This window comes from Campylobacter avium LMG 24591, from assembly GCF_002238335.1.
GTDB classification, from domain to species: Bacteria; Campylobacterota; Campylobacteria; order Campylobacterales; family Campylobacteraceae; genus Campylobacter_D; species Campylobacter_D avium.
Genome location: NZ_CP022347.1, coordinates 1,095,001 through 1,115,565, shown reverse-complemented (window position 1 = coordinate 1,115,565; position 20,565 = coordinate 1,095,001). Strand labels below are relative to the sequence as shown.

Here is a 20,565-nt window from a genome sequence, read left to right as displayed (position 1 = left end):
TTACTCAATTACACTTTCTTAGTAAAAATTTATCTAAAAACCATAAAAGTAGTTTTTTTTATGTATAATTTTCTAACTATAAAGAATAAAAGGAAACTGTTATGACTTACACTATTACAGATGAATCTCCAGCTTTGGCCACTTATTCGTTTTTACCTATAGTAAAAGCCTTTTTAAATAGGGCTAATATAGGTGTTAAAACAGCGGATATATCTTTAGCGGGTAGAATTTTAGCTGCCTTTGGTGATAGATTAAAGAAAGAGCAAGTATGCGAAGATGCTTTAGAAATGCTTTCTAAGTTAGTAAATGAGCCTAGTGCAGTTATTATCAAAACTCCAAATATTTCAGCTTCCATACCTCAGTTAAAAGCTGCTATAAAAGAGCTGCAAACTAAGGGTTATAATGTGCCTGATTTTGTTGATAATCCTACAAACAAAGAAGAGGAAGAAATTAAAACAAGATATCAAAAAATTCTAGGTTCAGCCGTAAATCCTGTGTTAAGACAAGGAAATTCAGATAGAAGATGTACAAAGGCTGTGAAAGAATACGCTAAAAACAATCCTTACAAAACAAAAACTTTTGACAAAAATTCAAAGTCTAGAATTTCTTACATGAAAGATGGAGACTTTTTCTCTAACGAAAAGGCTGTTTTGATTAAAACACCTTGCACGGCTAGGATAGAATTTGTATCAAAAGACGGCAAAATATCTGTGATGAAAGATGGGATAAAATTAGAAGAAAATGAAGTTTTAGACGCGTCTTTTATGGATAGTAAAAAGCTACAAGAATTCTATGAAGCAGAAATCAAAAGGTGTGAAGACGAAGGCACCTTGCTATCTTTGCACTTAAAAGCTACTATGATGAAGGTTAGCGACCCTGTTTTATTTGGCTACTGTGTAAAGGTTTATTTTAAGGAACTTTTTGATGAATTTAAGGATGAGTTTCAAAGATTAGGCATTAATGCAAATAACGGAGTAGCCGAGCTTTTAACAAAGATAGAAGCCTCAAATTTAAAAGATAAAATTATAGAAAAATACAACAGTATCTTAAACAACAAGGCTGCTATTTCTATGGTGAATTCGGAAAAAGGCATCACAAATCTTCATGTTCCAAGCGATGTTATAGTGGACGCTTCCATACCAGCCATGCTTAAAAACGCTGCGAAACTTTGGGATAAAGATGGCAATGAAAAAGACACAAACGCTTTAATACCAGATAAGACTTATGCTACTGTTTACGAAGCGGTTTTAGATGATATGAGAAAAAACGGAGAATTTAAGCCAAGCACTTTGGGTTCGGTTTCAAATGTGGGCTTAATGGCTAAAAAGGCACAAGAATACGGCTCTCACGATAAGACCTTTGTTGCTCAAGATGACGGGGTGTTTAGGATACTTAATGATAAAGATGAACTTTTGCTAGAACAAAAGCTTAGTAAAGGTGATATATTTAGAGCTTGTCAGTGCAAATTTGAGGCTATTGAAAATTGGATAGAGCTTGGCATACAAAGGGCAGAGCTTAGCAAAGAAGACACTATTTTTTGGCTAGATGAAAATAGGGCTAGCGATAAGATAATAATTTCTTTTGTAAAGGATAAGCTAGCCAAGCATGCTAACTTAAACATACAAATTCTAAGCCCTAAGGACGCTTGTTTAAAGACTTTAGATTTGATTAGAGCTGGAAAAAATGTTATTAGCGTTACAGGAAATGTTTTAAGAGATTATTTAACAGACTTATTCCCTATCTTAGAGCTTGGAACTAGCGCAAAAATGCTTTCTATTGTTCCTATGCTAAATGGCGGAGCTATGTTTGAAACCGGAGCAGGTGGTTCTGCACCAAAGCAAGTAGAGCAGCTACTTAACGAAAATCATCTTCGCTGGGATAGCTTGGGCGAGTTTTTAGCACTTCAAGCCTCTTTAGAATTTTTTGCACAGAAAAGAAAAAATTACAGAGCCAAGGTTTTGGCTGACTGTCTTGATGAGGCTATAGGTCAGTGGCTTGAAAATAACAAATCACCATCTAGAAATGTAAAAGAGGATGATAATAGAACATCTCATTTTTATTTGGCCATGTATTGGGCTAATGAGCTTGCAAGACAGGGCAACGAAAAAGAACTTCAAGCTGTATTTAAAGACATTTCCATAGAGCTTAGTTCTAATGAGGATAAAATTTACAAAGAATTTATAGACGCTCAGGGCAAGGCTGTTGATTTGGGTGGATACTATAAATTTGATGATGAAAAAGCATCATCTGTTATGAGGTCTAGTCCTACTTTTAATGCTATAATCGAAAGGATTTCTACTTTATGAAAATAACTATCATAGGTGCCGGTAATGTCGGCGTTAGCATAGCTTATTCTTTGATCTTAAGGCAGACTGTTAAAGAAATAATTTTAATTGATAGAAATCCGGATTTGCTATTTGCTAGGGATTTAGAGCTTGGACAAAGTATAGCGGCTTTAAATTTAGATATCAAACTTGTTTGCACTAGCGAATATAAATATTGCGAAAACAGCGATATAGTGGTATTTTGCGCAGGAGCTAGAAGGCAAGATGGGCAAAGCAGGGATGAGCTTTTGCAAATCAATACCAACATAATGCTAGAATGTGCTAGAAATTTAAAACGCTACGTTGATGACCCTTTATTTGTCGTACTTACAAATCCGGTTGATTTTCTTTTAAACAAATTATACGAGTGTCAAATTTTTAGCCCTAAAAAAATTATAGCCATGGCAGGTGCTTTGGATAATGCTAGATTTAAGTATGAGCTGGCTAAGAAATTCAACTGCAAGACTTCGGATTTGGATACAAAGTTAATAGGCTTTCACAATGATGATATGCTTTTGCTAAAATCTCATTCAACTTATAAAAATAAAAAAATTACTGATTTGTTAAGCAAAGATGAAATTGATGATATAGAAAATGAGGTTAAAACAGGCGGAGCAAAGGTTATTAAATATCTTAAAACTTCAGCTTATCTAGCACCAGCGGCTGCTTGTGTTAGAATGATAGAAGCTATTAGAAGTGGCGAATTTTTGGCTATGAGTGTTGTTTTGCACGGAGAATTTGGCGTGCACAATAAGGCATTTGGTGTTCTAGCTAGACTTTCCTTACAAGGTGTTTTGGAATTGGCTAATTTAGAACTAGATGAGAACGAAACGTTTAAATTACAAGAATCGTTAAAAAAATACAACTATTTAGAAACTAAATAAAAAGGATAAAAAATGAGTGTACAAGCTCCCAAAGATACTCCTGTTTGGGTAAATGAGCACAGATGTAAAGCTTGCAATATCTGTGTTAGCTACTGCCCAGCCGGTGTTTTAGCTATGAGAGATGACAAGAATGCTGTTTTGGGGCAGATGATAGAGGTTGTTCATCCTAGCTCCTGTATAGGTTGTGGTGAATGTGAAGTTCACTGTCCTGACTTTGCCATTATGGTTGCTACAAGAGAGGAATTTAAATTTGCTAAACTTACTCCTGAGGCCAAGCAAAGAGCTGAGGCTGTCAAACAAAATAAATATAAAAAGGTAGGTGTTTAATGAGAGAAGTAATAGCAACGGGTAATACCTTAGTGGCAAAGGCTGCCATAGAGTGCGGCTGTAGATTTTTTGGCGGTTATCCTATAACCCCAAGTTCAGAAATAGCACACGAGCTATCAAAGCTTTTGCCAGCAAATGATGGTACTTTTATACAAATGGAAGATGAAATTTCAGGCATTAGCGTTAGTATAGGTGCTGCTATGAGCGGCGTAAAGGCCATGACTGCAAGTTCTGGTCCTGGAATTTCCTTAAAATCAGAGCAAATTGGCTATGCTTTCATAGCTGAAATTCCTCTTGTTATAGCTAATGTTATGAGAGGTGGTCCATCAACCGGACTTCCAACGCGCGTGGCACAAGGCGATTTGTTCCAAGCAAAGTCCCCAACTCACGGCGATTTTGCAAGTATAGCACTAGCCCCAGCTTCTTTGGAGGAATCTTATACAGAAACCATAAGAGCCTTTAATCTAGCTGAAAAGCTTATGACACCGGTGTTTTTGCTACTTGATGAAACTGTTGGTCATATGAATGGCAAGGCTAAAATTCCTGATATAAATGAACTTGAGATTATTAATAGAGCTAAATTTAGCGGAGATAAAAAAGATTACAAGCCTTATGCTTGCGGTGAAAACGAACCAGCCGTGTTAAATCCTTTCTTTACGGGATACCGCTATCACATCACAGGACTTCATCACGGAGACATAGGCTTTCCAACCGAGGATGGCGATATAGTAAAGAAAAATATGCAAAGATTGTTTGGAAAGATTAAGAGCAGGGTAGATGAAATTTGCAAGTATGAAGAATATATGCTAGATGATGCTGATGTGCTTATAGTAGCGTATGGTAGTGTTTCAAGAGCTGCAAAAGACGCTATTTTAAGACTAAGAGAGCAGGGCATTAAAGTGGGACTTTTTAGACCTATAACGCTTTATCCTATAAATGATAAAAAAATAGCAGAGGTTGTAAATAAATTCAAAAAGGTTTTAATTTCTGAACTAAATATGGGTCAGTATTTAGAGGAAATTCAAAGGGTATGCAAGAGAGATGATTTTGCCACATTACTAAGAGCGAATGGACGTCCTATAACTCCTAGTGAGATTATGGCTAAGGTAAAGGAGATGATATAAATGGCTTTTGATTATGATGAATATTTACGTGTAGATAAAATGCCTACACAATGGTGCTGGGGCTGCGGAGACGGCGTTGTTTTAAAATGTATCATTAGAGCTGTGCAAAAAACAGGCTGGAATATGGACGATGTTTGTTTGGTTTCAGGTATTGGCTGTAGCGGTAGGATGAGCTCTTATGTAAATTGCAACACAGTTCATACTACTCACGGCAGAGCCATAGCTTATGCCACAGGTATAAAACTAGCAAATCCAAGCAAGAAAGTTATAGTAGTAAGCGGTGACGGCGATACTCTTGCTATAGGTGGAAACCACACCATACATGGCTGCAGAAGAAATATAGACTTAACTCATATAGTTATAAATAACTTTATATACGGTCTTACAAATTCACAAACCTCGCCAACCACTCCACAAGGCTTTTACACAGTAACAGCACAGCAAGGTAGCATAGACCCAAATTTTGATGCTTGCGAGCTTACCAAAGCAGCAGGAGCTTCCTTTGTAGCTAGAGGAAATGTTATAGAGGCTGCTAAGCTTGAAAATTTGATATATAAGGCACTTTTACACAAGGGTTATAGCTTTGTGGATGTGTTTTCAAACTGCCATATAAATTTAGGTAGAAAAAACAAAATGGGCGAGGCCACTTCTATGCTTGAGTGGATTAAATCTTTGGTTGTAGATAAGTCAAAATTTGATAAGATGAATTTTGAAGAAAGAGAAGGAAAATTTCCTACCGGTATCTTACATCAAGACGAAAGCAAGGCTGAATACTGCCACGCTTATGAGGAAGTAAGAAGAGCTGTAAAAGAAAAGAGAATGGTAGATTTAGGAGCTTTAAGATGAAATATCAGTTAAGATTTGGCGGAGAGGGCGGACAAGGCGTTATAACTGCTGGCGAAATTTTAGCAGAAGCCGCCATAGAGGAAAATCGTTATGCTTTTAAGGCTTCAACTTATACTTCGCAAGTTCGCGGTGGTCCAACTAAGGTTGATATTATCATAGATGATAAAGAAATATTCTTTCCTTATGCCATAGAGGGCGAGGTTGATTTTATGCTAGCCACGGCAGATAAGGGCTATCAAAGCTTTAAAAGCGGAGTAAAACCTGGCGGAATTATAGTTGTAGAACCAAATTTAGTTTATCCTGAGGATAGCGACTATGAAAAATGGAAGGTTTTTAAAATTCCTATTATAACTATAGCTAAAGATGAGGTTGGAAATGTGGCCACTCAGTCAGTTGTAGCCTTAGCCATAGCTGCTTATATGACAAAGTGTATAGATTTGTCAAATTTAAGAAAGGTTATGCTTGAGATGGTTCCTGCTAAGACTAGAGAATTAAATGCCAAGGCGTACGATTTAGGTGTTGAATATGCCACAAAGGCACTTGCTTAAAAGTTTTTAACTTTTAAGCATTATCTTTTGAAATTTTAATTACAATATTAGTAAATATTTCTTGACAAATTATATATTTTACTATAAAATAACGGCTTGTTTTTTATTTAGTTATGCTGGTTTAGCTCAGTTGGTAGAGCAGCTGCCTTGTAAGCAGCAGGTCGGGGGTTCAAGTCCCTTAACCAGCTCCATTGTTTTAAACAGTGTTTGACCGGTATGGTGTGGTGAGTTACTCAAGTGGCCAACGAGGGCAGACTGTAAATCTGCTGGCTTTCGCCTTCCGTGGTTCGAATCCACGACTCACCACCATTTTGCGGGAGTAGCTCAGTTGGCTAGAGCATCAGCCTTCCAAGCTGAGGGTCGCGGGTTCGAGCCCCGTTTCCCGCTCCATTTTGTAAGAAACTGGGAGCTGTTTCGCTGCATTTTCTTACTTGTTTTTGTTGTCTAAATTTTATACTATTGCTGAGCGCTCGTATGGCTCAGAGGTAGAGCACTCCCTTGGTAAGGGAGAGGTCGCGGGTTCAAGTCCCGCTATGAGCTCCATTTGTAGAATAAAATGTATAAAATGAAGACTAAATTTTGCACAGGTGTACAATTTAATATGGAGGATAAAAATGGCTAAGGAAAAATTTTCTCGTAACAAGCCGCACGTAAATATAGGTACCATAGGTCACGTTGACCACGGTAAAACAACTCTTACAGCTGCTATTTCTGCTGTTCTTTCAAGAAAGGGTTTGGCTGAGCTTAAAGATTATGACAATATCGACAATGCTCCAGAAGAAAAAGAACGTGGTATAACCATAGCTACTTCTCACATAGAGTATGAAACAGAAAAAAGACACTATGCACACGTTGATTGTCCTGGACACGCTGACTATGTTAAAAACATGATTACAGGTGCTGCACAAATGGACGGTGCTATATTAGTTGTTTCTGCTGCTGATGGTCCTATGCCACAAACTAGAGAGCATATCTTGCTTTCTCGCCAAGTTGGTGTGCCTTATATAGTTGTTTTCATGAATAAGGCTGATATGGTAGATGATGCAGAGCTTTTAGAGCTTGTTGAAATGGAAATTAGAGAATTATTAAGTTCTTATGATTTTCCAGGTGATGATACTCCTATTATATCTGGTTCTGCTCTTAAAGCACTTGAAGAAGCTAAGGCCGGACAAGACGGCGAATGGTCTGCTAAGATTATAGCTTTAATGGATGCGGTTGATAGCTATATACCAACTCCTGTTAGAGATACAGATAAAGATTTCTTGATGCCAATCGAAGATGTTTTCTCTATCTCTGGTCGTGGAACAGTTGTTACAGGTAGGATAGAAAAAGGAACTGTAAAGGTTGGCGATACTATAGAAATAGTAGGTATAAAAGATACTCAAACTACAACAGTTACAGGTGTTGAAATGTTTAGAAAAGAAATGGACCAAGGTGAAGCCGGCGATAATGTTGGTGTTTTACTTCGTGGAACTAAGAAAGAGGAAGTTTTACGTGGTATGGTTCTTGCTAAACCTAAATCTATCACTCCTCACACTGAATTTGAAGCTGAGGTATATATCTTAAATAAAGATGAAGGTGGAAGACACACTCCATTCTTTAATAACTACAGACCGCAGTTTTATGTTAGAACTACAGACGTTACAGGCTCTATAAAACTTGCTGAAGGTACTGAAATGGTTATGCCAGGCGAAAATGTTAGAATAACTGTAAGCCTTATAGCTCCTATCGCACTTGAGGAAGGAACTCGCTTTGCGATTAGAGAAGGCGGACACACTGTTGGTTCTGGTGTTGTTTCTAAAATAATCAAATAAAAAAAGGGGTTTATCCCCTTTCTTTCTTAAGGATTTAAAATGAGAATAAAAGTTGGTTTAAAGTGTGAAGAGTGCGGAGATATCAATTACAGCACATATAAAAATAGTAAAAACACAACTGAAAAACTAGAGTTGAAGAAGTATTGCCCTAGGCTTAAAAAACATACTATTCACAAAGAAGTTAAGTTAAAGAGTTAAAGGGCAATAGCTCCAACGGTAGAGCGCCGGATTCCAAATCCGATGGTTGGGGGTTCGAATCCCTCTTGCCCTGCCATTTTTTGAGGTTTTTTATGGAAAAATTATTGAGTTATTTTAGACTATCTAAGGCCGAGTTAGCAAAGGTTATATTTCCCGTTAAAGAACAAGTTAGAAATGCTTATATAACTGTTTTTGTAGTGGTCTTTGTTGTAGCCTTGTTTTTATGGATAGTTGATTTGATTATGTTTTATTCCTTATCTTTTATAGTTTCTTGATTGTTTTTAAGGAAAGATGTTGTGAGTGAAGAATTTAAGTGGTATGCCATTCAAACTTATGCTGGTAGTGAGATGTCTGTTAAAAGGGCTATACATAATTTGATTAAAGATAATGGCATAGAAGAGCAAGTTAAAGATATAGTTGTTCCTACTGAAGATGTTATTGAATTTAAGAATGGCAAGGAAAAGATAAGCGAAAGATCTTTGTATTCAGGCTATGTTTTTATATGCCTTAAATTTAGTGTTGAGTTATGGCATAAAATTCAATCTCTTCCTAAGGTTGGCCGCTTCATAGGAGAAAATAAAACAGGCGATAGAAAACAACCTACGCCTTTGTCTGAAAAAGATATAAATTTAATATTAGAAAAAGTTAAAAATAAGGCTGCACCTAAGCCTAAAATATCATTTGAAGAGGGTGAAAATGTCCGTATTATAGATGGACCTTTTGCGAATTTTACCGGTATGGTTGAAGAATACGATATGGTGAGAGGGCTTTTAAAGCTCAATGTATCTATTTTTGGTAGATCAACCCCTGTTGAAATTCTCTACTCTCAAGTTGAAAAAATAGTTTAAGGAGATTATAATGGCTAAGAAAGTCGTTGGCGAAATAAAATTACAAATTGCTGCTACAAAGGCAAATCCATCTCCTCCTGTAGGTCCTGCTTTGGGTCAACAAGGTGTAAATATAATGGAATTTTGCAAGGCCTTTAACGAAAAAACAAAGGATATGGCAGGTTTTAATGTTCCGGTTGTTATAACTGTTTATGCTGACAAGAGCTTTACTTTTATTACAAAGCAACCACCAGCCACAGATTTGATTAAAAAAGCAGCTGGAATTTCAAAGGGTTCTGATAATCCTTTAAAAAATAAGGTTGGAAAGCTTACAAAAAAGCAAATCCTTGAAATAGTTGATAAAAAAATCGCTGATTTAAATACCAAAGACAAAGAACAAGCTGCTAAGATTATAGCTGGTTCTGCTCGTTCTATGGGTATTGAAATCGTTGATTAAAAAAGCCCTACCGACAGGCTAAAATGTTGGAAGCACTTTATAAATGCGGAGTATAAAATATGGCAAAAATTAGTAAAAGACTAAAAGATTTAAATCAAAAAATTGACAATTCTAAGGAATATTCTTTAGAAGAAGCTATAAGCACGGTTAAGGATTTAGCCTCTGCTAAATTTGATGAGACTGTTGAGATAGCTTTAAAATTAAATGTTGATCCAAGACATGCTGATCAAATGGTTCGTGGCTCTGTTGTTTTGCCTGCTGGAACAGGTAAAAAGGTTAGAGTTGCTGTTGTTGCAAAAGACGCCAAGGCTGACGAAGCGAAGGAAGCTGGTGCTGATATAGTTGGTAGTGATGATTTGATAGAAGAAATTCAAAAAGGAAACATAAATTTTGATGTTTTAATAGCCACTCCAAATTTAATGGGCTTAGTTGGTAAAGTTGGTAGAATTTTAGGACCAAAAAGTTTGATGCCAAATCCTAAAACAGGCACAGTTACTTTGGATGTAAAACAAGCTGTGCATAATGCTAAGAGCGGTCAGGTGAATTTCCGTGTAGATAAGCAAGGTAATATACATGCAGGGCTTGGCAAGGTTTCTTTCTCAAAAGAGCAGTTAAATGATAATATAACTACTTTTATAAAAGCAATAAATAAGCACAAGCCAGCTGCAGCAAAGGGTAGATACATAAAAAATGCCGCCCTTTCTTTGACTATGAGCCCTTCTGTTTCTTTGCAAACTCAAGAGCTTTTAGATATGAAATAAATTTAGGGCTTTAAGGCCCTAAATAAAAAGCTAAGTAAATTCTCATTTTTTTAGCTTTTTATTTTAGATTAGAGATAGCCGAGGTCTTTGTGCTTAATTAAGATGTGTTCTTACTCTGCTTGAAATCGCTGATCGGAAAGGAGAAGTTGTGACTCGAGGTGAAAAAACCGAACTAGTTAATAAGCTACAAGAAGAGTTTTCAAAGAGTGAAATGATATTGGTTTGTAACTATAAAGGACTTAGCACAAAAAAGCTAGAAAGTCTTAGAGATAACGCTAGAGAAAATGGCGTTAAAGTTCAAATCATTAAAAACACTCTTGCTAATCTTGCGCTTAATCAAGCTGGAAAAAGCGGACTTGAGCTTAAAGATACAAATATATATCTTTGGGGCGAAGATCAGTTAAATGTCAGCAAGGTTGCTTCAAAATTTGAAGATGAAAACGAGCTGTTTAACATTAAATCAGCCTTTATGGACGGCGAAGTTAGCGATGTAGCTAAAGTAAAAGCCTTGGCTAAGATGCCTTCGCGTGATGAATTACTTGCTATGCTTTTGCAAGTTTGGAAAGCTCCTATTACAAATTTTGTCATAGGACTTAATGCTTTAAAAGAGCAAAAAGAAAAAGAAGCTTAAAAAATAATAAAGGATAAAAAATGGCAATTACAAAAGAAGATGTTTTAGAATATATTTCTAAACTAAGCGTGTTAGAACTTTCAGAATTAGTTAAAGAATTTGAGGAGAAATTCGGCGTATCTGCTGCTCCTGTTGTTGTTGCTGGTGGTGCGGGTGCTGCTGCTGGCGGTGGTGCCGCTGAAGAAAAGACTGAATTTAACATCGTCTTAACTGATAGCGGTGCTAAGAAAATAGAAGTTATCAAGGTGGTTCGTGCCTTAACAGGTCTTGGACTAAAAGAAGCAAAAGATGCAGTTGAGCAAACTCCATCTACTCTAAAAGAAGGTGTTAGCAAGGCTGACGCAGAGGAAGCTAAAAAGCAGCTTGAAGCAGCTGGTGCTAAGGTAGAACTTAAGTAATTAAAGCTTTTTAAGGAAGAGAAATCTTCCTTTTCGCCTAGTTTTCTAGGCTTATTCTTTTTTTAAACTTGCCAAAATGGGGTTAAAAATATGCAAAACAAAAAACATTCAAAAAATAGATTAAGAATTGATTTCTCAAGCACTTCAAAACAAATTGATATTCCAAATCTTTTACAACTTCAACAAAAGAGCTTTGATGATTTTTTAAATTATGAAAATAAAAGCAAGGAAAGTGGCATAGAAAAGGTATTTAAATCAATTTTTCCTATACACGATCCGCAAAATAGATTAAGTTTAGAATATGTAAATTCAGAAATTGGTAAGCCAAAATACACTGTTAGAGAATGTATGGAAAGAGGACTTACTTATTCTGTAAATTTAAAGATGAAAATTCGCTTAACCTTGCATGAAAAAGATGAAAAAACAGGTGAAAAAATAGGCATAAAAGATATAAAAGAACAAGAAATTTTTATAAGAGAAATTCCTCTGATGACTGATAGAACCTCATTTATAATAAATGGCGTTGAAAGGGTTGTGGTAAATCAGCTTCACAGAAGCCCGGGCGTAATCTTTAAGGAGGAAGAAAGCTCGACTGTAGCAAATAAATTAGTATACACAGCTCAAATCATACCAGATAGAGGCTCTTGGCTGTATCTTGAATATGATGTTAAAGATGTTTTGTATGTTCGTATAAATAAAAGGCGTAAAATGCCTATAACTATGCTTTTTAGAGCATTAGGTTATAAAAAACAAGATATTATAAAGCTTTTTTATCCGGTTCAAACTATACATGTAAAGAAAAATAAATTTTTGGTTGAATTTAATCCTAGTGATTTCTTAGAAAGAGTTGAATATGATTTAAAAGACGAAAAGGGGAATTTGATAGTTCAAGCCGGAAAAAGATTAAATAAAAAGAAGGCTGAAAATTTAGTAAAAGAGGGGTTAAAATATATAGAGTATCCGGCTGAAATTCTTTCTAGAAGGCATCTTGCAAATCCGCTCATTGATGAGAGCACCGGCGAAGTTATGTTTGATTCTTTAACGCTTTTAGATGATAGTAAGTTGGCCAAAATTAAAGAAAAGTACAAAAGCTTTGATATAGCAAATGACTTGGCAGCGGAAGTAGATGATGCTATTATAAATTCATTTTTACAAGATAATGAAACATTAAAGGCCTTGAGACAAAGTGAAAATATAGACAATGAAAACGATCTTGCCGCAATTAGAATTTACAAGGTTATGAGACCGGGAGAGCCTGTATTAAAAGAGGCGGCGAAAAACTACGTGAATGATTTATTTTTCAACCCAGAAAGATACGATTTAACAAAGGTTGGTCGTATGAAGATGAACCATAAGCTAGCCTTAAATGTACCTGAATACACCACAGTTTTAACAAACGAAGATATTATAAAAACCACAAAATATCTAATTAAAATCAAAAATGGCAAGGGCAGGATAGATGATAGAGACCATTTAGGAAACCGCCGTATCCGCTCTATTGGCGAGCTTTTGGCAAACGAGCTTCATCTAGGGCTTGCTAAAATGCAAAAGGCTATAAGAGATAAATTTACCTCTCTTAATGCTGATTTGGAAAAGGTCATGCCTTATGATTTGATTAATCCTAAGATTATCACAACCACTATAATGGAATTTTTTACCGGCGGACAGCTTTCGCAGTTTATGGATCAGACAAATCCACTTAGTGAGGTTACCCACAAAAGACGTCTTTCAGCACTTGGCGAGGGCGGACTTGTGAAAGAAAGAGCAGGGCTTGAGGTAAGAGATGTGCATTCTACTCACTATGGTAGAATTTGTCCTGTTGAAACCCCTGAAGGTCAAAATATAGGGCTTATAAACACCCTTGCTACTTATTCTAAAGTAAATGATTTAGGCTTTGTTGAGGCTCCTTACAGAAAGGTTGTAAATGCTAAGGTTAGCGATGAAGTCGTTTATCTTACCGCAACTCAAGAGGAAAATTTGGTCATAGCAGCGGCCTCAACTAAGCTAGATAGCAAAGGAAATATAGTAGAGGATTTTGTTGAGGCTAGAAAAGATGGAGAAACCATACTTGCTAAGAAAGACGAGGTACAGCTTATAGATTTATGTTCTGGTATGATAGTGGGCGTTACAGCTTCTTTGATACCATTTTTAGAACATGATGATGCTAACCGTGCACTTATGGGTTCAAACATGCAAAGACAAGCAGTTCCGCTTTTAACCTGCAACGCACCTATTGTAGGTACCGGAATGGAGCAAACCATAGCAAGAGATGCCTGGATGGCCATAAAGGCAAAAAGAGGTGGAGTTGTAGAAAAGGTAGATAATAAAAGTATTTTTATAATGGGCGAGGATGATAAGGGTCCTTTTATAGACCATTATTCTATGGAGAAAAATTTAAGGACAAATCAAAACACAGTTTATAATCAGCACCCTATCGTAAAAAAAGGTGAAAAGATAGAAGCAGGGCAGATTATAGCTGACGGTGCTAGCATGGACGAGGGCGAGTTGGCCATCGGTAAAAATGCCCTTATAGCCTTTATGCCTTGGAATGGTTATAACTATGAGGACGCTATAGTAGTAAGCGAAAAAATGATAAGAGAGGATGCTTTCACGAGCGTTCATATCTACGAAAAAGAGATAGAAGCAAGAGAGCTTAAAGACGGCATAGAAGAAATTACGCGTGATATACCAAATATAAAGGAAGAGGATATTTCTCATCTTGATGAAAGTGGTATAGCAAGGATAGGAACTCACATCAAGCCAGGCATGATACTTGTTGGTAAGGTATCTCCAAAGGGTGAGGTAAAACCAACTCCTGAGGAAAGGCTTTTAAGAGCTATCTTTGGCGAAAAAGCAGGACATGTGGTAAATAAATCCTTATACGCTACCGCTTCATTAGAAGGTGTTGTTGTGGATGTTAAAATTTTCACCAAAAAGGGCTATGAAAAAGATTTAAGAGCTATAAAAGCACATGATGAGGAAAAAATGGCCTTGGAAAAAGAACATCATGATAGGCTTTTGATGATGGATAGAGAGGAAATTCTAAGGGTTTGTTCCTTGCTTTCAAAATCAGCCTTGCAAAGTGAGCAAAAGGTAGGAAATAAAACCTACAAAAAGGGCGCTAAGATAGATATAGAGGTCTTAAAAACCATAAACCGTTTTGCCCTAAATTCTTTGGTAAAAGCTTATTCAAAAGAAGTGCAAAAGCAGTATGAGGACTGGAAAAACCACTTCCAAAATGAGAAAAAAAGATTAAAAAGCGAGCATGATGACAAGCTTGATATTTTAGAAAAAGATGATATTTTACCAAGTGGGGTTGTAAAACTTGTAAAAATTTACATAGCCACAAAAAGAAAGCTAAAGGTTGGCGATAAAATGGCAGGTAGACACGGAAACAAGGGTATAGTTTCTACCATAGTGCCAGAGGTTGATATGCCTTATTTACCAAATGGTAGAAGCGTTGATATAGCTTTAAATCCTTTGGGTGTGCCATCTCGTATGAACATAGGTCAAATTCTAGAAAGCCACCTAGGACTTGTAGGCTTAAGGCTTGGAGAGCAAATTCAAGAAATTTTTGATAAAAAGAAAAAAGATTTTATAAAAGAACTTCGCTCTAAAATGCTTGAAATTTGTTCTTTAGAACGATTTACTAAGGAAAAGAAATTTATAGAAAGTTTAAGTGATGAAGAATTGGTTTCTTATGCTAGAGATTGGAGCAAAGGTGTTAAATTTGCCACTCCTGTTTTTGAGGGCACTAGTATAGAAGAATTTGAAAAACTTTTTGAAATGGCTAAGGTTTCAATGGACGGAAAAAGTGAGCTTTACGACGGACGTACAGGAGAAAAGATAGCAGAACGTGTGCATGTTGGTTGTATGTATATGCTAAAACTTCATCACTTGGTCGATGAAAAGGTTCACGCAAGAAGCACCGGACCTTACAGTTTGGTTACTCAACAACCTGTTGGTGGTAAGGCTTTATTTGGTGGGCAAAGATTTGGAGAAATGGAAGTTTGGGCTTTAGAAGCTTACGGTGCAGCACACACTCTAAGAGAAATGCTTACTATAAAATCAGATGATGTCGAGGGACGTTTTAGTGCTTATAAGGCTTTAACAAAGGGCGAGAATGTGCCAGCTACAGGTATTCCTGAGACTTTCTTTGTTTTGGCAAATGAGCTTAAGTCTTTAGCTCTTGATGTAGAGATTTTTGATAAGGACGAGTAATGGATAAATTTAAAACTATTGAGATAAAAGAAGATAGCAGACCTAGAGATTTTCAAGCCTTGCAATTAAGACTTGCTAGTCCTGAAAAAATCAAATCTTGGTCTTATGGCGAGGTCAAAAAATCAGAAACTATAAATTATAGAACCCTAAAGCCTGAAAGAGACGGGCTTTTTTGTGCCAAGATTTTTGGACCTATAAGAGATTATGAGTGCTTGTGCGGAAAATACAAAAAAATGCGTTTTAAGGGCGTTAAGTGCGAAAAATGCGGCGTTGAAGTGGCAAGCTCTAAGGTAAGACGTTCTAGAATGGGGCACATAGAGTTAGTTACTCCGGTAGCTCACATTTGGTACGTAAATTCCTTGCCAAGTCGTATAGGTACCTTGCTTGGTATAAAGATGAAAGATTTAGAAAGAGTGCTTTACTATGAGGCTTACATAGTGGAAAATCCAGCCGATGCTTACTATGATAATGAAAACAGCAAAAAGGTTGAATTTTGCGATGTTTTAAATGAAGAGCAGTATCAAAAACTTATGCAAAGATACGAAAGCAATGGCTTTAAGGCTAGAATGGGCGGTGAGGTTATAAGAGACTTGCTTGCAAATTTAGACCTTGTGGAGCTTTTAAACCAATTGAAAGAAGAAATCAACACCACAAATTCAGAAGCCAAGAAAAAAACCATAGCAAAGAGATTAAAGGTTGTAGAAAATTTCTTAAATAGCAGTTTAAACGCTAATGTAAGCAATGAGGAAGAGCTTGTTCCAAATAGGCCTGAATGGATGATGATAACAAATTTACCTGTTTTGCCTCCTGATTTAAGACCGCTTGTTGCGTTAGATGGCGGTAAATTTGCGGTTTCTGATGTGAACGATTTGTACCGTAGGGTAATAAATAGAAATACAAGACTTAAAAGGCTTATGGAGCTTGATGCACCAGAAATCATCATAAGAAATGAAAAAAGAATGCTTCAAGAAGCAGTTGATGCGCTATTTGATAACGGTAGACGTGCAAATGCTGTAAAGGGAGCGAATAAAAGGCCGCTTAAGTCTTTAAGTGAGATTATAAAAGGAAAGCAAGGTCGCTTTAGACAAAATTTACTTGGAAAGAGGGTGGATTTTTCCGGTCGTAGCGTTATAGTTGTGGGTCCAAAGCTTAGAATGGACCAGTGCGGCCTGCCTAAGAAAATGGCTCTAGAGCTTTTCAAACCTTATCTTTTAGCTAAACTTGAGGAAAAGGGTTACGCAACCACAGTAAAGCAAGCTAAAAAACTCATAGAAAGCAAGACAAATGAGGTTTGGGAATGCTTAGAAGAGGTGGTTAAAGGCCATCCTGTGCTTTTAAATAGAGCGCCAACCCTACACAAGCTGTCTATACAAGCCTTTCACCCTATACTTGTGGAAAGCAAGGCCATACAGCTACACCCTTTGGTTTGTGCTGCTTTTAATGCTGACTTTGACGGCGATCAAATGGCTGTGCATGTTCCGCTTTCTCAAGAAGCAATTGCTGAATGTAAGGTGTTAATGCTTTCGTCAATGAACATCTTATTGCCAGCTAGCGGTAAGTCTGTGACTGTGCCTTCGCAGGATATGGTTTTAGGAATTTACTATCTATCCTTAGAAAAAGCCGACGCAAAAGGTTCTCATAAAATTTGCACAGGTATAGACGAGGTTTTAATGGCCTTAGAAGCAAAATGTCTTGATATACACGCACCGGTTCAAACTGTTGTTGATGATAGAAAGATATTTACAACTGCTGGAAGACTTATTATAAAGTCTATTCTGCCTGATTTTGTTCCTGAATATATGTGGAATAAAATTCTAAAGAAAAAAGATATAGCCTTGCTTGTGGATTATGTTTATAAGCAAGGTGGCTTAGGTATTACAGCAAATTTCTTAGATAGGCTTAAAAATTTAGGTTTTGAGTATGCTACAAAGGCTGGAATTTCTATTTCAATAGCTGATATTATCGTTCCTGATAACAAGCAAAAAGCTATACAAGACGCTAAAAAGCAGGTAAAATATATACAAAATTCATACAATCAAGGTCTAATAACAGCTAGCGAAAGATATAACAAAATAATAGACATATGGAAGGCTACAAATAATGTCTTATCAAAAGACATGATGAGTATGATACAAAATGATAAACAAGGATTTAACTCTATTTACATGATGGCTGATTCCGGTGCTAGAGGTTCGGCTGCTCAAATTTCACAACTTGCGGCTATGAGAGGGCTTATGGCAAAATCCGATGGTTCCATTATAGAAACGCCTATTATCTCAAATTTCCGTGAGGGGCTTAATGTTTTAGAGTATTTTATCTCAACTCACGGTGCCAGAAAGGGTCTTGCGGATACAGCCTTAAAAACAGCAAATGCCGGTTATCTAACAAGAAAGCTTATAGATGTAGCACAAAATGTTAAGATAACTATACAAGACTGTGGCACTCACGACGGTATAGAAATAAGCGAAATTACGGCCGATGGTTCTGTTGTGGAAACTTTGGAGGAGAGAATTTTAGGTAGGGTTTTAGCAGAAGATGTGATAGACCCTGTGACTAATGAAATTTTATTTATAGAAAATACCTTGATAGACGAGGAAAAGGCTAAAATTCTACACGATAGCGGCATTAAAAGGGTTAGTATAAGAACTCCAATTACTTGCAAGGCCAAAAAAGGAATTTGTGCTAAGTGCTATGGCGTGAATTTGGGCGAGGGCAAGCTTGTAAAACCGGGAGAAGCTGTAGGCATTATATCTGCCCAGTCCATAGGTGAGCCTGGAACTCAGCTAACTCTTAGAACCTTCCACAGCGGTGGAACTGCTAGCACAGATTTGCAAGATAGACAAATAATAGCTCAAAAAGAAGGTTTTATAAGGTATTACAATTTAGAGCTTTATAAAAATAGCGAAAATAAAAACATAGTTGCAAATAGACGAAATGCGGCTGTGTTTTTGGTTGAACCTAAGATAAAAGCTCCTTTTGCAGGTACTTTGCATGTAGAAAATATGCACGAAGATGTTGTTATAAGCATTAAAAACTCAAAGCAAGAGCAAAAATACATCATAAGAAAGCATGACCTTGCTAAGCCAAATGAGCTAACAGGAGTTAGCGGAAACCTTGTAGGTAAGCTTTATATGCACTACTCAAACGGTGCTAAAGTTGAGCAAGATGAAAGTATAGTAGAGGTTATAAAAGAAGGCTGGAATGTCCCTAACCGTATCCCTTATGCTAGTGAAATTTTAGTAGAAGATGGAGACCCTGTTGTTCAAACAATCAAGGCCGGAGAGAAAGGAATTCTCAAATTTTATATGCTAAAAGGTGACGGTCTTGATAGATTAAGAAACATAAAAAAAGGTTATGTGGTAAAAGAAAAAGGCCTTTTTGTTGTTATAGCCGATAAAAACGATAGAGAGGCAAAAAGACACTACATACCTAGGGAATCCGTTATAGAATTTGATGATAGCTCCACTATAGATGATGTAAATGCTGTTATAGCTAGGGCTGTAAAAAATGACAAGGTTGTTATAGCTGAATGGGACGCTTACAATGACACTACCATAGCAGAGGCAGAAGGTGTAGTAAGCTTTGAGGATATAGAATTAGGATACAGTGCTGATGAGCAAATCGACGAAGCAACAGGCAAAAGCTCCTTGGTTATAAATGAGTATTTGCCAGCAGGAACAAGACCAGCTCTCATAGTAAGTTCTAAAAAGGGTAAAACTTATAGGTATTTACTTGAGCCAAAAACCGTTATTTTTGTAAATGACGGCGGCTCTGTTAAAAAGGCTGATATTTTAGCTAAAACTCCAAAAGCAGCAACAAAGTCAAAAGACATCACAGGAGGTCTTCCAAGAGTATCTGAGCTTTTTGAGGCTAGAAAACCTAAAAATGCCGCTATCATAGCAGAAATAGACGGCATCATACGTTTTGATAAGCCTTTAAGATCTAAGGAAAGAATAGTTATAGAATCAGAGGATGGAAATAAAAGTGAGTATCTTATAGATAGCTCAAAAAGAATTCAAGTAAGAGACGGAGAATTTATACACGCTGGAGAAAAGCTCACAGATGGAGTTATCTCAAGTCACGATGTACTTAAAATTCTTGGAGAAAAGGCACTTCATTATTATCTAATCTCTGAAATTCAGCAAGTTTATCGCGGACAAGGCGTTGTTATCTCTGATAAGCATATAGAGGTTATAGTATCGCAAATGCTAAGACAGGTTAAGGTTGTTGATAGTGGTAATACCAAATTTATAGTAGGCGATTTTGTTTCTAAACGCAAATTCAAAGAAGAGAATGAAAGAATTTTGGCTATGGGTGGAGAACCTGCCATAGCAGAGCCTGTTTTACTTGGTGTTACAAGAGCTGCTATAGGTAGCGATAGTATCATATCAGCTGCTTCTTTCCAAGAGACAACAAAGGTTTTAACGGAGGCTAGTATAGCTGGTAAATTTGACTTCCTTGAGGACTTAAAAGAAAATGTTATCCTAGGTAGGATGATACCTGTTGGAACCGGTCTTTATGAGAAAGATTCTATAAGCATTAAAAAAAGCGAGTAGGGTAAGGTGGTAGCTTTTGGCTACTGCTTTGCTTTGAAATTTGGTTTGTTGGGTGATTTTAAAATGTAGGTAGATGGTGGTCAGAGGCACCTACAATACACTCAATAAAATATCCTAAAAACCTATGCTGACAATGTCATACATATGAAGTCTTACACAAAAATCTACAATTTGAAACGGAGTGTAAATTATTTTTAATTAAATTTAAATTAATTTTTTAATCCACTTCATTAATTTTTTTGTATTTTATTAATTTTTAGTTTTATTTTAATTTATTTTCTTTATAAATTTGTTTAAAATTATTTCCACAACTAAATCCAAGCACAGTAAAGACTGTGAAAGGACTAAACTCAAATACCTAAAAAATCCCATTTTTTCTCTACCCTTAGCAATTAGATGAAAGATGATTTCAAATAGAATGCAAATTAAGATGTAGTAAAATGAGAACCAACCAAGATATGTGATGAAAAGACTCATAGAAATATCCTTGTGAAGTGAAAATTTGAATTTATTATTTTAGGTCCCTTGATTATACCTCAATTCAAAAATATACAATGCTACAGGGAAGATTAAATGTAGAAGACTTTCGGTATCTTCAAGAAGCTAATGTTAACCATCTCTTTTTACCATCGGTAATCGAGCAAGGAAA

General features: G+C 36.4%; 17 protein-coding genes and 5 tRNA genes. 21 read left to right on the top strand and 1 reads right to left on the bottom strand.

The window, feature by feature from the left end; all coding sequences use genetic code 11:
* Positions 1-101 precede the first annotated feature (101 nt).
* The 21 genes from CAV_RS05725 (at position 102) to rpoC (ending at position 19,916) form a co-directional block, all read left to right on the top strand.
* On the top strand, positions 102-2,306 hold the full coding sequence (locus CAV_RS05725) for an NADP-dependent isocitrate dehydrogenase (RefSeq protein ID WP_094325571.1): 2,205 nt from the start codon (positions 102-104) through the stop codon (positions 2,304-2,306).
* Entirely contained in the window at positions 2,303-3,208 is a 906-nt protein-coding gene (locus tag CAV_RS05720) for a malate dehydrogenase (RefSeq protein ID WP_094325570.1), read from the top strand. The genes CAV_RS05725 and CAV_RS05720 overlap by 4 nt, the downstream gene beginning before the upstream one ends.
* A gap of 12 nt (positions 3,209-3,220) precedes the next feature.
* On the top strand, positions 3,221-3,535 hold the full coding sequence (locus CAV_RS05715; protein ID WP_094325569.1) for a 4Fe-4S dicluster domain-containing protein: 315 nt from the start codon (positions 3,221-3,223) through the stop codon (positions 3,533-3,535).
* Entirely contained in the window at positions 3,535-4,659 is a 1,125-nt protein-coding gene (locus CAV_RS05710) for a 2-oxoglutarate synthase subunit alpha (RefSeq protein ID WP_094325568.1), read from the top strand. Before CAV_RS05715 ends, CAV_RS05710 begins: the two co-directional genes overlap by 1 nt.
* Positions 4,660-5,505 (top strand): 2-oxoglutarate ferredoxin oxidoreductase subunit beta, encoded by an 846-nt coding sequence (locus CAV_RS05705; protein ID WP_094325567.1) that lies wholly within the window; start codon positions 4,660-4,662, stop codon positions 5,503-5,505. It abuts the gene before it with no gap.
* A complete protein-coding gene (locus tag CAV_RS05700) occupies positions 5,502-6,053 on the top strand; it encodes a 2-oxoacid:acceptor oxidoreductase family protein (protein WP_094325566.1) in 552 nt (183 codons plus the stop codon). Before CAV_RS05705 ends, CAV_RS05700 begins: the two co-directional genes overlap by 4 nt.
* 115 nt (positions 6,054-6,168) lie before the next feature.
* A tRNA-Thr gene (locus CAV_RS05695) sits at positions 6,169-6,244 on the top strand.
* A gap of 32 nt (positions 6,245-6,276) precedes the next feature.
* Positions 6,277-6,362, top strand: a tRNA-Tyr gene (locus tag CAV_RS05690).
* A gap of 4 nt (positions 6,363-6,366) precedes the next feature.
* Positions 6,367-6,443: transfer RNA gene (locus tag CAV_RS05685), tRNA-Gly, on the top strand.
* A 78-nt stretch (positions 6,444-6,521) separates the two neighbouring features.
* Positions 6,522-6,596, top strand: a tRNA-Thr gene (locus CAV_RS05680).
* 71 nt (positions 6,597-6,667) lie between these two features.
* Positions 6,668-7,867 carry an elongation factor Tu gene (gene tuf / locus CAV_RS05675; RefSeq protein ID WP_094325565.1) on the top strand — a complete coding sequence of 400 codons (1,200 nt, stop codon included), beginning with the start codon at positions 6,668-6,670 and terminating at the stop codon, positions 7,865-7,867.
* A gap of 39 nt (positions 7,868-7,906) precedes the next feature.
* The gene (gene rpmG / locus CAV_RS05670; protein ID WP_094325564.1) at positions 7,907-8,065 is read left to right on the top strand and encodes a 50S ribosomal protein L33; all 159 of its coding nucleotides are present in this window, start codon (positions 7,907-7,909) and stop codon (positions 8,063-8,065) included.
* Positions 8,066-8,141, top strand: a tRNA-Trp gene (locus CAV_RS05665).
* A 16-nt stretch (positions 8,142-8,157) separates the two neighbouring features.
* Positions 8,158-8,340, top strand: a complete 183-nt coding sequence (secE, locus tag CAV_RS05660; RefSeq protein ID WP_094325563.1) for a preprotein translocase subunit SecE — start codon at positions 8,158-8,160, stop codon at positions 8,338-8,340.
* A 21-nt stretch (positions 8,341-8,361) separates the two neighbouring features.
* Positions 8,362-8,913: a transcription termination/antitermination protein NusG gene (gene nusG / locus CAV_RS05655; protein ID WP_261787020.1), complete on the top strand. Its 552-nt coding sequence runs from the start codon at positions 8,362-8,364 to the stop codon at positions 8,911-8,913.
* Positions 8,914-8,923: 10 nt separating this feature from the next.
* Positions 8,924-9,349, top strand: a complete 426-nt coding sequence (gene rplK / locus CAV_RS05650) for a 50S ribosomal protein L11 (protein WP_094325562.1) — start codon at positions 8,924-8,926, stop codon at positions 9,347-9,349.
* Positions 9,350-9,408: 59 nt separating this feature from the next.
* On the top strand, positions 9,409-10,110 hold the full coding sequence (gene rplA / locus CAV_RS05645) for a 50S ribosomal protein L1 (RefSeq protein ID WP_094325561.1): 702 nt from the start codon (positions 9,409-9,411) through the stop codon (positions 10,108-10,110).
* 148 nt (positions 10,111-10,258) lie between these two features.
* Complete coding sequence (gene rplJ, locus CAV_RS05640; RefSeq protein ID WP_094325560.1) at positions 10,259-10,741, top strand: 50S ribosomal protein L10; 483 nt, start codon at positions 10,259-10,261, stop codon at positions 10,739-10,741.
* 20 nt (positions 10,742-10,761) lie between these two features.
* Positions 10,762-11,139, top strand: a complete 378-nt coding sequence (gene rplL, locus CAV_RS05635) for a 50S ribosomal protein L7/L12 (RefSeq protein ID WP_094325559.1) — start codon at positions 10,762-10,764, stop codon at positions 11,137-11,139.
* Between the two features lie 90 nt (positions 11,140-11,229).
* Complete coding sequence (gene rpoB, locus CAV_RS05630; RefSeq protein WP_094325558.1) at positions 11,230-15,360, top strand: DNA-directed RNA polymerase subunit beta; 4,131 nt, start codon at positions 11,230-11,232, stop codon at positions 15,358-15,360.
* Positions 15,360-19,916, top strand: coding sequence for a DNA-directed RNA polymerase subunit beta' (gene rpoC, locus CAV_RS05625; RefSeq protein WP_094752837.1), 4,557 nt, complete (start codon positions 15,360-15,362; stop codon positions 19,914-19,916). The genes rpoB and rpoC overlap by 1 nt, the downstream gene beginning before the upstream one ends.
* A gap of 267 nt (positions 19,917-20,183) precedes the next feature.
* On the opposite strand, the gene CAV_RS05620 is transcribed toward rpoC, so the two are convergent.
* The gene (locus CAV_RS05620) at positions 20,184-20,393 is read right to left on the bottom strand and encodes a hypothetical protein (protein ID WP_094325556.1); all 210 of its coding nucleotides are present in this window, start codon (positions 20,391-20,393) and stop codon (positions 20,184-20,186) included.
* Positions 20,394-20,565: the final 172 nt, after the last annotated feature.

Coding starts and splice junctions, on each gene's coding strand:
- CAV_RS05725 (WP_094325571.1), top strand. CDS start 102: ATGACTTACACTATTACAGATGAATCTCCAGCTTTGGCCACTTATTCG.
- CAV_RS05720 (WP_094325570.1), top strand. CDS start 2,303: ATGAAAATAACTATCATAGGTGCCGGTAATGTCGGCGTTAGCATAGCT.
- CAV_RS05715 (WP_094325569.1), top strand. CDS start 3,221: ATGAGTGTACAAGCTCCCAAAGATACTCCTGTTTGGGTAAATGAGCAC.
- CAV_RS05710 (WP_094325568.1), top strand. CDS start 3,535: ATGAGAGAAGTAATAGCAACGGGTAATACCTTAGTGGCAAAGGCTGCC.
- CAV_RS05705 (WP_094325567.1), top strand. CDS start 4,660: ATGGCTTTTGATTATGATGAATATTTACGTGTAGATAAAATGCCTACA.
- CAV_RS05700 (WP_094325566.1), top strand. CDS start 5,502: ATGAAATATCAGTTAAGATTTGGCGGAGAGGGCGGACAAGGCGTTATA.
- tuf (WP_094325565.1), top strand. CDS start 6,668: ATGGCTAAGGAAAAATTTTCTCGTAACAAGCCGCACGTAAATATAGGT.
- rpmG (WP_094325564.1), top strand. CDS start 7,907: ATGAGAATAAAAGTTGGTTTAAAGTGTGAAGAGTGCGGAGATATCAAT.
- secE (WP_094325563.1), top strand. CDS start 8,158: ATGGAAAAATTATTGAGTTATTTTAGACTATCTAAGGCCGAGTTAGCA.
- rplK (WP_094325562.1), top strand. CDS start 8,924: ATGGCTAAGAAAGTCGTTGGCGAAATAAAATTACAAATTGCTGCTACA.
- rplA (WP_094325561.1), top strand. CDS start 9,409: ATGGCAAAAATTAGTAAAAGACTAAAAGATTTAAATCAAAAAATTGAC.
- rplL (WP_094325559.1), top strand. CDS start 10,762: ATGGCAATTACAAAAGAAGATGTTTTAGAATATATTTCTAAACTAAGC.
- rpoB (WP_094325558.1), top strand. CDS start 11,230: ATGCAAAACAAAAAACATTCAAAAAATAGATTAAGAATTGATTTCTCA.
- rpoC (WP_094752837.1), top strand. CDS start 15,360: ATGGATAAATTTAAAACTATTGAGATAAAAGAAGATAGCAGACCTAGA.
- CAV_RS05620 (WP_094325556.1), bottom strand. CDS start 20,393: ATGAGTCTTTTCATCACATATCTTGGTTGGTTCTCATTTTACTACATC.